13 protein-coding genes are annotated in these 13,021 nt (G+C 55.5%); 6 read left to right on the forward strand and 7 right to left on the reverse strand.

Features of this window, described 5'->3' with window-relative positions:
• The first annotated feature begins 49 nt into the window (after nt 1-49).
• Nucleotides 50-1,459, forward strand: a complete 1,410-nt coding sequence (locus tag H6F57_RS20075) for a TldD/PmbA family protein (RefSeq protein ID WP_190627474.1) — start codon at nt 50-52, stop codon at nt 1,457-1,459.
• Nucleotides 1,452-1,955 (forward strand): Uma2 family endonuclease, encoded by a 504-nt coding sequence (locus H6F57_RS20080; RefSeq protein ID WP_190627410.1) that lies wholly within the window; start codon nt 1,452-1,454, stop codon nt 1,953-1,955. The genes H6F57_RS20075 and H6F57_RS20080 overlap by 8 nt, the downstream gene beginning before the upstream one ends.
• Here H6F57_RS20080 and pdxH read toward each other — a convergent pair.
• The 5 genes from pdxH to H6F57_RS20105 all read right to left on the reverse strand — a co-directional run bounded on the left by pdxH (nt 1,952) and on the right by H6F57_RS20105 (nt 6,699).
• Nucleotides 1,952-2,587, reverse strand: a complete 636-nt coding sequence (gene pdxH / locus H6F57_RS20085; protein WP_190627412.1) for a pyridoxamine 5'-phosphate oxidase — start codon at nt 2,585-2,587, stop codon at nt 1,952-1,954. The two genes, H6F57_RS20080 and pdxH, sit on opposite strands and share 4 nt — an antisense overlap.
• Nucleotides 2,588-2,635: 48 nt before the next feature.
• Complete coding sequence (locus H6F57_RS20090; protein WP_190627413.1) at nt 2,636-3,556, reverse strand: TIGR01777 family oxidoreductase; 921 nt, start codon at nt 3,554-3,556, stop codon at nt 2,636-2,638.
• A 380-nt stretch (nt 3,557-3,936) separates the two neighbouring features.
• Nucleotides 3,937-4,638: a zinc metallopeptidase gene (locus H6F57_RS20095; protein WP_190627476.1), complete on the reverse strand. Its 702-nt coding sequence runs from the start codon at nt 4,636-4,638 to the stop codon at nt 3,937-3,939.
• A 176-nt stretch (nt 4,639-4,814) separates the two neighbouring features.
• The gene (locus H6F57_RS20100; protein WP_190627415.1) at nt 4,815-5,594 is read right to left on the reverse strand and encodes an RDD family protein; all 780 of its coding nucleotides are present in this window, start codon (nt 5,592-5,594) and stop codon (nt 4,815-4,817) included.
• Between the two features lie 121 nt (nt 5,595-5,715).
• A complete protein-coding gene (locus H6F57_RS20105; protein ID WP_190627417.1) occupies nt 5,716-6,699 on the reverse strand; it encodes a hypothetical protein in 984 nt (327 codons plus the stop codon).
• A 95-nt stretch (nt 6,700-6,794) separates the two neighbouring features.
• Between H6F57_RS20105 and H6F57_RS20110 the strand changes: the two genes are divergently transcribed.
• A complete protein-coding gene (locus H6F57_RS20110) occupies nt 6,795-7,790 on the forward strand; it encodes a stage II sporulation protein M (protein WP_190627419.1) in 996 nt (331 codons plus the stop codon).
• A 435-nt stretch (nt 7,791-8,225) separates the two neighbouring features.
• Here H6F57_RS20110 and H6F57_RS20115 read toward each other — a convergent pair whose 3' ends face one another.
• A complete protein-coding gene (locus tag H6F57_RS20115) occupies nt 8,226-8,555 on the reverse strand; it encodes a hypothetical protein (RefSeq protein ID WP_190627420.1) in 330 nt (109 codons plus the stop codon).
• 473 nt (nt 8,556-9,028) lie between these two features.
• Between H6F57_RS20115 and H6F57_RS20120 the strand changes: the two genes are divergently transcribed.
• The 3 genes from H6F57_RS20120 (at nt 9,029) to H6F57_RS20130 (ending at nt 12,302) form a co-directional block, all read left to right on the forward strand.
• Nucleotides 9,029-11,287 (forward strand): transglycosylase domain-containing protein, encoded by a 2,259-nt coding sequence (locus H6F57_RS20120; RefSeq protein WP_190627422.1) that lies wholly within the window; start codon nt 9,029-9,031, stop codon nt 11,285-11,287.
• Between the two features lie 528 nt (nt 11,288-11,815).
• Nucleotides 11,816-12,055, forward strand: coding sequence for a hypothetical protein (locus H6F57_RS20125; protein WP_190627424.1), 240 nt, complete (start codon nt 11,816-11,818; stop codon nt 12,053-12,055).
• Nucleotides 12,018-12,302 carry a hypothetical protein gene (locus H6F57_RS20130; RefSeq protein ID WP_190627426.1) on the forward strand — a complete coding sequence of 95 codons (285 nt, stop codon included), beginning with the start codon at nt 12,018-12,020 and terminating at the stop codon, nt 12,300-12,302. The genes H6F57_RS20125 and H6F57_RS20130 overlap by 38 nt, the downstream gene beginning before the upstream one ends.
• 201 nt (nt 12,303-12,503) lie before the next feature.
• Here the strand turns inward: H6F57_RS20130 and H6F57_RS20135 are convergent, their stop codons facing one another.
• Entirely contained in the window at nt 12,504-12,941 is a 438-nt protein-coding gene (locus H6F57_RS20135) for a hypothetical protein (RefSeq protein ID WP_199289727.1), read from the reverse strand.
• Between the last annotated feature and the right edge of the window lie 80 nt (nt 12,942-13,021).

Here is a 13,021-nt window from a genome sequence, read left to right on the forward strand (position 1 = left end):
GCAAGGTCTTCTGAATGATACATTTGGGGAAAGGCTTGGGGGCATGGATATGGTGGAAGCGATTGACCAGGCAAAGACTCGGGTGCAGGAGTTGTGCGATCGCTGGGGTTCCCGCGTAGACTACCTAGCTATTCGCCTAGAACAGTCGGAGGGCACCGATATTTTTTTGCGGGGTGGGCAGGCAGAAACCCTCAGCGAGGCGATCGCGATCGGAGGGCACGTTAGGGCTTGCTACCGAGGCGGCTGGGGCTTTGCTAGCTTCAATGACTTGGAGAGCCTGGCCCCCTGTGTGGAAGCCGCCGTCGCTGCCGCCCGCCTAGTCGGCCATGACGAAACCTTACTGGCACCCGTAGCTCCTGTACAAATCACTCGCCGATTGCCCCTAACCGGCACCGACCCACGCCAAATCTCCTTAGCCCGAAAAAAGGCTCTGTGCAACCACTATGCTGACCTGCTCCAAGGCATAGACCACCGGATCGCCACCACGTCTGTACGCTACAACGATGTGGCCCAGCGAGTGCTTCTGGCCACTTCTGAAGGCACTCTGATTGATCAGGCTTGGTCAGATATGGAAATGCGCTTTGCCGCCACCGCCCGCGACGGCGACACGGTACAGACCGGGCGCGAAACTACCGGTTCGCGGAAGGCTTACGAAGATTTAGAGACCCTAGACCACCAGGTGATGGGAGCCGCCCAGCGGGCCGTGGCGGCTCTAGACCTCCCCCCCGTGCGGGGGGGAGCCTATGACGTGGTCATTGATCCCATTTTGACCGGACTGTTTGTCCACGAGGCATTTGGTCACCTATCGGAGGCCGACATGGCCTACGAAAACCCTGATCTGCTGGAGTCAATGAGTTTGGGTCGGCGGTTTGGGCCCGACAGCCTGCAAATTTTTGATGGCGCTGCTCCTCAGGGCCACCGGGGCAGTTACTTTTACGACGACGAAGGTACCCCTGCCACCACCACTCAGCTGATTGAGAATGGCGTTTTGGTGGGGCGACTGCACTCTCGCGAAACAGCGGGCAAGCTGGGTGAGCAGCCCACGGGCAATGCCCGCTGCCTCAACTATCACTACTCGCCCCTGGTGCGCATGACCAACACTTGGATTGAGCGAGGCACCACCCCGGTTGACGACCTATTTGCTGGCATAAAAGAAGGCGTCTATGCTCGCAACTGGCTAGAGGGCATGACCAACGGCGAAATGTTTACCTTTACTGCCGGGGAAGCCTGGATGATTCGCAACGGTAAGCTAGCGGAGCCAGTGCGCGATGTGACCCTGTCGGGCAATGTGTTTCGCACCCTGGCCGATATTGAAGCGATCGGCGATGACTTCTATTGGGATGAGTCGGGAGGCTGCGGCAAGGGCGGGCAAAACGGGCTGCCCGTAGGCTGTGGAGGCCCCAGCCTACGTATTCGCAATGTGGTGGTCGGGGGCGAGGCCGAAGTTGAGTATGAGTGACAGTTCGGTGAACCAGGGGCGCATTTTACGCAATCTGATGCGCCTGATGGATGTTACCTGCGGCCGCAGCCTCTACGAGGTGCTGCCCCGTGGGGTACAGGTGTGGCTGCCAGAGCGAGGTAAGGGGGTTTACCCCGATCTGCTGGTGGTGGCTGGTGAACCTCTGCTCCACGACGGACAGGAAGATAAACTGCTCAACCCCTGCGTCATCTTTGAAATTTTGTCAGGGCCGACCCCAATCTATGACCCAGAAGCGGCTACGCTGCCCGATCGCAGCGGCATGTTTCGCCGCTGCCGGGCGATTCCTTACCTGCAAGCCTACGTGTTTGTGCACCAGACCGAGGCCCGGGTGGAGCAGTTTTATCGAGCGGAGGAGAACCTGTGGGGCATGACGACCCAGAGCGGGCTCGATTCAGTGGTAGAACTGGCGATTACCGATGCTCGCCTGCCCATGATGGATATTTATGAGCGGGTAGATTTCAGCCTGCTGGTTTAGGGAGACAAGCGGGCGATCGCCCACTTACCACTCTCCCAGCTATACAAAAATCGGTCGTGGAGGCGGCTGGGCCGCCCCTGCCAAAACTCAAAGCTGGTGGGCTTGACCCTGTACCCTCCCCAAAAATCAGGCAGGGGTACTTCCTGATTGAGAAATTTTTCCTTCATTTTCTCAAACTGCATCTCTAGCAGCTGTCGCGAGGCAATAACGCTGCTCTGCTGCGACACCCAAGCCCCCAGCTGACTACCCCGAGGGCGCGACGAAAAGTAGCGCAACGACTCTGCCGCCGAGATTTTGCTGGCGGGGCCTGCGATCGCCAGCTGCCGCTCTAAGGGGTACCAGGGAAACAGCATTGAAACCTGAGCATTCTCAGCTATGTGCTGCGCCTTGCGGCTGCCATAGTTGGTAAAGAAGACAAAGCCATCGCGATCGAAATACTTGAGCAGTACAGTGCGCTGGTAGGGAGCCCCTTCTGGAGACACCGTAGACAGCACTAGCGCATTGGGCTCTAACAACTCAGCCTCACGGGCCTGCTGAAACCACAGCTCAAATTGGGCAAAGGGGTCGGAGTTGAGATCAGCTAGGTCTAATCCCCGCTGACTGTAGTCGCGGCGCAGTTCGCCAATATCCATGGTGTGGTTGGGCTCAAACGGTCAGGTTTCAAGATTTAAGATTCAGACTTAAACAATTTCGTCCAGGGCGTCTTTGACCTGGGCGTAGTGGTAGGTAAACCCGCTGGCTTGGGTGCGCTTGGGCAAGACCTGCTGTCCTTCTAGCACCACCTGGGCCCCGTCGCCCAAAATGGTTTCTAGCACAAAGTCAGGCACCGGCAGCCACGACGGGCGATTGAGGACTTTGCCTAGGGTTTTGCAAAACTCGGCCATGCGCACCGGGTTAGGGGCGGTAGCATTATAAATTCCTTCCATTTGAGGGTCGTTGAGCGCCTGCACGATCAGACTCACCAGATCTTCGCGGTGAATCCACGAAAACCACTGGCGGCCGCTGCCAATCGGCCCACCGGCAAACATGCGAAAGGGGGTGAGCATTTTGGCCACCGCTCCGCCCATACCCAGCACAATGCCAAAGCGCAAAATTACCAGGCGGGTGCCGTAGTCTTTAACCGACTGGGTCGCCCCTTCCCAGGCCTGGCACACCTGGGAGAGAAAGTCATTTTCGATGGGGGTGCTGGTTTCGTCAAAGGTGGCGCTTTCGCTGGTGCCGTAGTAACCAATAGCCGAAGCGTTTACCCACACCTTGGGTTTGGGATCGGCCTTAGCTAGAGCCTCTACTAGCTTTTCGGTGCCTACCTTCCGACTGTCTAGAATGGCCTGCTTGTGCTCGTCGCTCCAGCGCTCTGCGATTGGTGCCCCAGCTAGGTTGACCACCCCATCGCAGCCCGAAAGTAGACCCGTTTGCCAATCGCCCGACTCTAACGGACTATAGCCCACCACTTCCACCTGAGGGAAGGCGGCTTTGGGAAATACTCGGCGGCCATGATCGATGCTGCGGGTGAGCACTACCACGGTGTGGCCATCGGCCTGGAGCCGTTCTACCAGGCGGCTGCCAACAAAACCCGTGGCTCCAGTAATTGCAATTTTCATGGGCACCTGATTTTGGGTAAGGATAGGGTTGACCTGCTAGCTCAGGACGCCAACGGGCGATCGCTGCCCAAAATCGGGACAGCTAGCAGGCTCTACAACCGCCTGCGGTTTAGACTGACAGCACCATCCCTGGGAGCGGTTGCTGCGTGACCTCGCCATAGAAGCGGGCTTGGTCTAGGATAAACCATCTACCTATGACGATTCACCCCAAGCTATGCTGTTTGCTCCGGCGCAACGCCCCATAAAGCACATCAAAACCGGCTAGGGATCGTCGCGATCGATGACCAGGGTGCATTCTACCGGTTGCGGGCGATCGCCCTTGGGGGCACAAAAATTAGTGAAATGCTTTTCAGAAGCGGCTCGGCCATGCCAGTACGGGGCTAGCTGCGGCGATTGATCAAAACGATGTAGTACAGCAGATTGAGAAACGCGGTAAACGCCGTGGCTACATAGGTTAGAGCGGCGGCACCGAGCACGGCTCTCGCCCCTTTGTTCTCTTCCCCCTGAAGAATGCCCAACTCATTGACCAACCGCAGGGCACGACGCGACGCATCAAACTCTACCGGTAGGGTAACTACGTGAAACAATAGCACTGTGGCAAAAAAGATCACTCCCAGCCAGGCAAGGCCATAGTCTACCCCAAAGAGCCTGAGATTAAAAAACAGACCAGCGAAGATCAGCATCGGCCCCAGACGAGAACCCAGGTTGACTGCGGGCACTAGGGCCGCCCGCAGGTTCATAAATTTATAGCCCTCGACATCTTGCAGCACGTGGCCGCACTCGTGGGCTGCCACCGCTGCCGCCGATAGAGAACCCGATCTGTAGATACCCTGGGAAAGGCGTACGGCCTTAGCTCGGGGGTCGTAGTGATCGGTGAGTTCTCCTGCTACAGGCTCAACCTTGACGTCGCGCACACCCTTTTTAACCAAGATGGTTTGGGCTACCTGGGCACCGGTCATCCCCATGGTGGAATGCACTTGGGAATACTTACGATAGGTACCTTGGACCTTGTTCTGTGCCCAAAAGGTAAGGATGGTGGTGGGGATAGCAACCAGGAGGATGTAGATGGGGTCGAAGAACATGACCTGGCCCTGGGGTTGAGGGTAACTGATGACTGACAAGCTGTATTTTGGGAATGATAGCAGCCGCGTAGTAAGGATTCTTTAAGCTTTAAGGTGCTCCTAAGGATTGGGGATAGGAAAGATAGAAAAATTCCGCATCTTACTTCCTCGCTCCTTGCCCCTTACACCTCACCTTTTCACCGCCCCTGTTGGTACGCAGAATAGAGAGCTTCTAAAAAAGTTTCCGCAGTCATTTCAGTCGGTAGCCTGTCTAGACCAAGCTGGTCTTTAAAGCGGCGGGCTAGCTGGTCGCTGACTAAAATTTTGGCCTTGGGGCTCATCGCCTGCCGCCGCTGTAAGAACTCGCGCACGGTGGCAAAGTCGTCGGGGGAGAGCCGGGTGATATCCACCGGGGCCAGCAAATCTTTGCCGATCGCTTGCGATCGCTCGGGCACCTGAATCGCACCGCTGGTTATGGGGTCGACCTGCACGACCAGGGTGCCGGCCAGCCAGTCGCCTAGTCGCTTCTCAGTTTTGCTCAGCAACACGCAAAAGAAGCCGATAAAGAGAATATCGTCGATGGGGCGCAGCAGCGATCGCAGGGTGGCCTGGGGCAATCGCTCGGGCTGGCCATCGTCACGAATCACGCGAATTTTAGCGTAGCGCTTGCCGGGGGTTTGGCCGTACCACCAGGTTTCAAACAGCGCAAAGTAACCAATGTAGAGCGCAAAGGCGAGAACGGCGGCGATCGCGGTGATCCACAGCTGCACAGTCTCGCTCGGAATCGTCAGTAGCGTATCTATTGCCAGCAGCCGCACCAGCAAAAAACTATAGACCACCGCCAACCCTACCAGCCCCATGCCTAAACACAGGTAGTCGAGGGAGAGCGCCACCGCACGACTGCCCACCCCGGCCAACACAAATTCTAGCTCGACGCTTTCGGGGGTGCGAATGGTGATGGTGTTGAAGAGAGGCATTGGGGGAGGTGAGGAGGATAAGGAAGGTGGGGCGGATGGCGATGGTGAGAAGGATGGGGCGCTTCTTATCCCCTCATCTCCCCCAATGCCTCATCTTCCTCACCTGGAAAACTAAAGATCATCAGTTATTAAGATCTGGCGCATTGTCATCTTGGCTCAGGGAGAAATCGAGGCCCTCACGGCGGCTGCATAAATCGTAGTAGAGGACGCCTTTAACCGCCTGCCATAGAGGGAGCACTACCAGGCTGCCCACCAAACTTAGCACCAGGCTGAGCATAGCGGTAATGCCATAGACTATGTCATCGGCGGGCAGTAGCTCCAGCAAAATGCTGGGAATGTAGTTAGTCACAGCCAGAATGGGCAGCTGAATTAAAAACGTAGCCAAAAACACCACCTGAATGCGCACAATTGAGTCTTTAGTAAGCTCCCAACTGCGGCTCATGCTGCGACCAGCATCAGATTGAGGTTCGATGGCCAATACCACCTCAGAGATAAACAGCCGCGAGGCTATCCAGATCAGCGCTACGAGCAAAATTCCTAGGCCAACCAGCGCACCTAAGGAAATGCCCACTACACCGCCGACCGTTTCATTGATCAGCGCCGATAAAATGCCTGCCGTCAAAAATCCGATGCTCCCCCCGGCAATCAGCGCCAGCAGCGACGCCGCCATGTAAGCGGCCGTGTAGGCCAGCAGCAGCAAGAAGCCCAGAAATAAGAACTGTCTTAAACGAGGGGCCACCTGGCGTCGAGCATCTAAAGCGGTTTCGGGCTGACTAATCAACTCTCGAAACGACAGCCTGCCGATGACGCTAGAGAGCGCGTAGTACTTGGCAGAGCCGTAGAGCAGCGGCAGAAACCCGACCAGCGATCCCACCAAGACACCAATCACAGCCCCCACCTCACCGCCAACCCCGGCTCCGATACCGGCCAAAATTGCGATCGCCAGAACCATGCCCAGTATCCCAGCCACAAACCATACAGTGGCCAGCGCCGCCAGCTGACAAAAAGTCTTGAATCGGTCTTTGTAGAGCCGCAGCGCCGCGCTGACTACGTCACCGGGGTTGAGGGGGCCGAGCTGGCTGCCCTGCTGTGCAGATGAGGTCATCGGCTCCGTCTCCTAGAGGTTTTACAACGGTGTGCGTTCATTTCGAGGTTAGCCTACACTTCTTTGTAGAATGCCCGTTTTTCTGGCTTTGCTTCATGAATATTCAGCGTTGGATGGCCCGGCGAGAAGCCAGCTGGCGGCAGCTTGAAACCTTACTCACCCAGGCCGAGAAAAGCGGGCTCAGGTCGCTCTCTGCCATCGAGGTGCGGCAGATGGCCAGCCTCTATCGCTCAGTCTCGGCAGATTTGGCGCGGGCTAAGGGGCATGGCGTGGGTCAGGCCGTTATCAAAGATTTGCAGCGGCTCACCAGCCGCAGCTACAGCCAAATTTATCAGGGCTCTCGCCGCCAAGAGTGGCAGGCTCTCTGGAATTTCTGCCGCTACGGCTTTCCGGCGGTGGTGCAGCGGAGTTGGGCCTATATAGCTGTGGCTACGGGGCTATTTGCGATCGGTGGGTTGGTGGGCTGGTGGTTTGCTTGGCAAGATCCAGCTTTTTTGACATTGGTGCTGGGCCAAGACTTTGTCGAAGAGGTCAAAACTAGCCAGGAATTGTGGACGGTTTCGATCATGGGCATTGAGCCCGTTGCCTCCAGCGGCATCATGATCAACAATATTGGCGTTTCCCTGCGGGCGCTGGTGGGGGGTGTCACGATGTTTATGCCTGAAGTGCCGCTTATTACTCCGCCAGGAGCGTTTACGATGTTCTTGCTAGTGTTTAACGGGCTGATGATTGGCTGCGTCGGCGTGCTGGTGGCCCAGGCCAATTTGGCCTACGACCTCTGGGCCTTTGTGTTTCCCCACGGGGCGCTAGAGCTGCCAGCTATTTTTATGGCTGGGGGGGGCGGGCTGCTGCTGGCCCGAGGCATTTTGCTGCCCGGCCCCTACCGCCGCATTGATGCGCTGAAACTGTACGGTCTACAGGCTGCCCAGCTGCTCTACGGCATCATCCCAATGCTGGTGCTGGCCGGGTTGATTGAAGGGTTTTTCTCTCCCCAGACCTGGATTCCTAACGAGTTCAAATATATTGCAGGAACAGCAATCTTCATTGCCCTCGTGCAGTACTGCCGCACTCAGCGACCCGCGACGAAGTAGGTGTTCGCTTAAAATCGGGCAATTTTGAACGTTTGCTGTAGTCGCAAGCCAGTTCACAGCGATTCCCAAGGTATAAGTTGTATCCCAAATTGCGATTTTTGCTGTCTAAGCGGTTGACGTCTGTATTTCACAGGCGTGTGAGCCGCAAGGAACTTTTATCTTGTCATTCATGTCTTTACTTTTAGCTAGCCATCTATATCTTTTATCAGTATCTTTTACAAGTCTAAATTAAATATGCAGGGAACAATATTTCAGTGCCCCTAAAAAGCTGATGCACGATCGCCTTGGTTTTAATCAAAAAGAAAAATCAGGTGCTAAGAAGTTCGCAATCATCAACTTTTGTATGGCACTGCTAGTTGTGATAATAAGAAAGCATAAAAAGGCTTCAGAAAATTATTTTCTGAAGCCTTGCCTGACGGTTAATCTAGAAGATTATTACTGATTTACTAATTGGCGCTGGACAATTTCATTTAGCGCTTGCGACGTGGTTTCTGCATCACATTCAGCCCCGCCGTTCCGTACCTGCTCGGCTAGAACATTGGCGTTAACGTCGCAGACATTGGCAGCAACACCGATGGGCGCTTGCACCGTGACAGGAATATTACCCACATTGACGTCAAGAGCGATAGCAAGGTCATTCAAAACGTCACTCAAACCAACATTCACAAGTCCATTTTGTTGTTGCTGAGCATGAACTCCTTGAGCAAGTCCTAGAGAAAGAGCACCAACCGCAAAAGAGTAAAGCACTTTAGAATTGAATTTCATCTGAATCTCCTAGTCTCAAATGAGACATAAAATGAACATGCACATGGTTCAAGTTATAAATCTTGTTTGCAGTCATCCTCTCTCTTTTGGTTGAGTTCGGAGTTTCCACAAAATGGAAGAAATAAGTGGTCACAATTGAACGCACTTTGGCAGCGGACTAAAAGACTTCTGTGAGATTGTCAATGCGATCGCGAATACATAAGCACCTTGCAGAGCGATGCGTTACGACTACGCCTAGCAGTGCCCTACAGCTCTGTTTGATGATGTCTTAATTTAGGTTTACTAACTTATATGACTATGAGGCTCAGATCAGGAATTCTGAGCTGGCCTGTCCCCTGTGATGGCTGGCACACCTGCCGAATGGAAGCACTGATGTAGAAAACCATCTCGAAAAGTGGTCTATCTGCCAGAGCGATCGCGAAGCTTATGACTACAATAGGGCAGTATTTCGGTTGGGCTTATTGCCACTTGCCATGTCGCCCTCACCCCCATCCCCACCTCGCACCCTGCTCAAAACCGTTACCCAGGCCTTTCAGGCTGTGCAAGCCAAGGTTGACTTTGGCAAGCTGGCAGTCAAGCCTGGGGCTCGCGCTGCCGAGCTAGAGGTCACGGTCAACGGCAAGCCCACCACCTATCCTCTGCTGGGCGAGCACTACATTATGGGGCGCAGCACGTCCCAGTGCGACATTGTGGCCCCCAGCCCCATTGTCAGCCAGGTGCACGCCACCCTCACCCGCGACACCAACCGCCCCAGCCAGCCCTTCGTAATGAAGGATCGCAACTCCACCAACGGCATTTATCGGGGCAAAAAGCGGCTCACCCAGGTGGTGATGAACCACGGCGATGTCTACACCCTCGGCCCGCCGGAGCTAGAGGATGCCGTCAAGCTGCGGTTTAGCGAGCCGCCCCCCTGGTACGTCAAAACTGCCCGCTACACCCTTTACGGCTTTACCGGCCTCTCGCTAGCTGTGGGTGCCTGGATTGTTGGGATAGAGTGGCCCAAAATTCCGATGCGGCCTTTGCCCGACTCGGTGCAGGGACCCGTGGTAGTGTTGGGTGAAGAAGACGGGGCTACCGTGCCGCTACGGGAGCAGCTAACTCAGTCTCATCAAGAAATGCGCCGCATAGGCGACTTTTCGTCTTACCTACCCCAGGCTCTAATTGCGTCTGAAGATGCTCGCTACTACTGGCACCTGGGGGTAGACCCCCTCGGCGTTTTACGGGCAGTGGTGGTTAATCTGCGCAGTGGTCGTATTAGCCAAGGGGGCAGCACGATTACCCAGCAGCTGGCCCGCAGCGTTTATCGCGAGTACACAGGCACTGAAGATTCGGCGGGGCGCAAAATTCGCGAGGCGATCACAGCCCTCAAGCTGGAGACTTTCTACAGCAAAAATTACCTGCTGCTCACCTATCTCAACCGGGTTTATCTGGGCGAAAACCTCTACGGCTTTGAGGATGCATCTCAGTTTTACTTTGACAAGCCCGCCCGCGATTTGTCCCTGTCGGAGGCGGCAACCCTGGTGGGTATCTTGCCCGCTCCCAACGCCTTTAACCCCGTGCAAAACTACGACACTGCCGTGTCCAACCGCGATCTTGTGCTCGATCGCATGGTGGCTTTGGGCATGGTTAGCCAGGAAGATGCGCGACGGGCGCGGCGATCGCGCATTGAGATTAGCCCCGATGCCACCCGTCAGCTCCAAAGCACTCGTGCCCCCTACTTTTACAGCTATGTCTTTGAAGAGCTCGACAACGTGCTGGGCACCTCCCTGGCGCGGGAGGGCAACTTTTATGTGGAGACCAGCGTCGATCTAGATCTCCAGATGGCGGCAGAAAAAACCCTCAGCCAGGATATCGCTACCCAGGGAGCCGCTCTAGCCTATTCCCAGGGGGCTGTGGTCACCCTCGAAACCAGCACCGGAGCTATTCGCGCCCTGGTGGGTGGCATAGACTTTGCTCAGAGCCAGTTCAATCGGGCCTCCCAGGCGCTGCGCCAGCCGGGCTCAACCTTTAAGCTGTTTGCCTACGGGGCGGGCCTAGAGCAGGGCATTTCTCCGGGGCGATCGTTCTCCTGTGAGCCGATGAACTGGAGCGGCCAACGGTTTGCGGGCTGCCGGTCGGGCTCGGGCCCGCTGGATATGTATGCCGGTATGGCCCGCTCTGAGAATGTGGTGGCCCTGCGCATTGCCCAGGAGGCGGGGCTGCGCAACGTCATCAACGTAGCCGAGCGCCTGGGCATCGAGTCTGACCTGGTGGCCTCGCCAGGTCTCACCCTGGGCGAAAGTGTAGTCACCCCGCTGGAAATCACCGGCTCTTTTGCTGCCGTGGGCAATAACGGCGTGTGGAACCGACCCCACGCTGTTTTACGGGTGCTCGACAGCAGCGACTGCGCTGACCTCAACGACATCAACACCTGCCGCGTCATCTACGAGTTTGGCCAGGCCGGAGACGCCGATCGCCAAGCCATTGACTCCAGCATTGCCAGTACCCTGACGGGGCTCATGCAGGGCGTGGTGCAGGGCGGCACTGGCCGCAGCGCCTTTTTAGGCCTGGGGGAAGCGGGCAAAACCGGCACCACTGACGACAACCGCGACCTCTGGTTTATAGGGTTCGTCCCAGGTCGCGACCTCACCACGGGCGTTTGGCTGGGCAACGACGACAACACCTCTACCCAGGGCAGCAGCGGCCAAGCGGCGGCGGTATGGGGCAACTACATGCGGCAGGTGGTGCAGTAGCTAGTAGTTTGTCAGTAGGCTCAAACATTACTTGACCAGGTCCAGAGTCTACTCGACTAGGCTCGGAGATTGCTCATCTAGGTTTAGAGACTACTCGGCTAAGCTCAGAGACTACTAAACTCAGCTCAAAGGCTACTCAGCTAGGTTTAAAGGCTACTCGTCTAGGCTCGGAGAGCGCTTCTACTAGGTTTAGAGATTATTCAGCTAGGTTCAGAAACTACTCGACTAAGCTCAGAGACTACTCGGTTAGGTTCAGAGTCTACTCAGCCGGGTAAAGTGGATCCCCCAGTTTCTTATGGTCTTGGTGCTAACCGTCACCCCTTAAAAAGGGGGCGGTCTTTTTTGGCCGAGCTATAGATTAGAGGGTATGTCTTCACCCCCTTTTTAAGAGGGGATCAAGGGGGGCTCGTCGCGATCGCCTTCACCCGAAGGCGATTCGCCGCCATGCAGCTCAATTATCAAGCTGTAACAAATTTAACTTGTCTGCGCAGGCCGAATGAGATATCTTACTGAGCTAAGGCTGTGTGAGTGCAGCTTGTCTTCCTGAAAATTTGGTCAAGCGCCGCTGGAAGGTGCGCCAACACCAACCAGCAGCTAACCCCATCGACAGAGCGCGCTGTCTCGGAGGCTAAGGTGATTATTACCCAAGGCCGTCCCGAACTGCACAAAGTCTGGGGCGGCCAAATTTTTGGGGAATTTCCTACCCACCATTGTTTTGGAGGAATTCCTCATGTTGTGTTTGCCATTTTTGGCGTCGTCGGCCTGTAGGGGTGTGGCGACCAGTCCGCTGTTGCTAGCGAATCCAAATGCCCAGCCGGGGCGCGAGCGATTGCGCCATCTGGTGATTGGTTCGCCGGAGGGGGTGCAGGGGGCGATCAACCACCTACATCTGCTGCAATACGCCGAGCGGCTGGAGTGGAGCCGCCAGTTCACGATACCGGAGTCGGGGATTTTGATTACCCCTGAGCAGGGGGAGGTGTTTAGCTACCTGCTGCGACATCGACAGCTAAGCTAGCAAACGGCCTTTATTTGGTGCCCATTTTCAGCAGGGTGGGCACCAGCCGACTACTCTACGCCCTAGCGTTCTGTACTTGGGGCTGAAGCGTCATCGGAAGCATTAAGGGCGGAAGAAGCTTAAAAGACTACACCAAATCCAAGGCATAAACGACAAGCAAGAATCCGATTTCTAAGACGTAGCTAACAAACACGCTAGGGTTCAACAAACCATCCCAAATATAGCCTTGCCGCTTTGAGACAGGAGCACGTTTGAAAGAACGGCTCCAAACAGTGTAGATAGCTGGCCCTCTAAGCTGATGCCCATTGAGAAGTATTGTTTCGAGTTCAACAACGCGAGGGAAAAACCCCTTTGAAAATGCTTCCACTGGCTTTCGAGTATCCAGAAAAAAATTGGGATGGCGCACCCAATTAAGGCGAAGAGGTTCTGCTTTTGCTGCAACGCTAGTCCCAATAAGGCCCCTGTGCCGGTTATGCCCAGGGCTTTGATGACCCAAATTTGCTTGTTATAGTCTTCAATGATGTTCTGTATGAAGAAATATTCTTCCTTCAATAGGTTTAGCTCAAACGCTTGGATATCGCTAGAGAGAGCGTTAGAAGCGGCTTCAGGCAGAGAATCAGGCGGTTGGCGATCAGACATTGCGGACAACTCTGGATACTGAGATTAAGATTAGAGCAAACCTAGCTAGCTGTAACGGTTCCGCACCCTACTTTTCTCCT

Source organism: Leptolyngbya sp. FACHB-60 (assembly GCF_014695775.1).
Taxonomy (GTDB): Bacteria; Cyanobacteriota; Cyanobacteriia; order Phormidesmidales; family Phormidesmidaceae; genus Nodosilinea.

Coding starts and splice junctions, on each gene's coding strand:
- H6F57_RS20080 (WP_190627410.1), top strand. CDS start 1,452: ATGAGTGACAGTTCGGTGAACCAGGGGCGCATTTTACGCAATCTGATG.
- H6F57_RS20115 (WP_190627420.1), bottom strand. CDS start 8,555: ATGAAATTCAATTCTAAAGTGCTTTACTCTTTTGCGGTTGGTGCTCTT.
- pdxH (WP_190627412.1), bottom strand. CDS start 2,587: ATGGATATTGGCGAACTGCGCCGCGACTACAGTCAGCGGGGATTAGAC.
- H6F57_RS20100 (WP_190627415.1), bottom strand. CDS start 5,594: ATGCCTCTCTTCAACACCATCACCATTCGCACCCCCGAAAGCGTCGAG.
- H6F57_RS20075 (WP_190627474.1), top strand. CDS start 50: ATGGTGGAAGCGATTGACCAGGCAAAGACTCGGGTGCAGGAGTTGTGC.
- H6F57_RS20130 (WP_190627426.1), top strand. CDS start 12,018: ATGTTGTGTTTGCCATTTTTGGCGTCGTCGGCCTGTAGGGGTGTGGCG.
- H6F57_RS20095 (WP_190627476.1), bottom strand. CDS start 4,638: ATGTTCTTCGACCCCATCTACATCCTCCTGGTTGCTATCCCCACCACC.
- H6F57_RS20090 (WP_190627413.1), bottom strand. CDS start 3,556: ATGAAAATTGCAATTACTGGAGCCACGGGTTTTGTTGGCAGCCGCCTG.
- H6F57_RS20105 (WP_190627417.1), bottom strand. CDS start 6,699: ATGACCTCATCTGCACAGCAGGGCAGCCAGCTCGGCCCCCTCAACCCC.
- H6F57_RS20135 (WP_199289727.1), bottom strand. CDS start 12,941: ATGTCTGATCGCCAACCGCCTGATTCTCTGCCTGAAGCCGCTTCTAAC.
- H6F57_RS20110 (WP_190627419.1), top strand. CDS start 6,795: ATGAATATTCAGCGTTGGATGGCCCGGCGAGAAGCCAGCTGGCGGCAG.
- H6F57_RS20120 (WP_190627422.1), top strand. CDS start 9,029: ATGTCGCCCTCACCCCCATCCCCACCTCGCACCCTGCTCAAAACCGTT.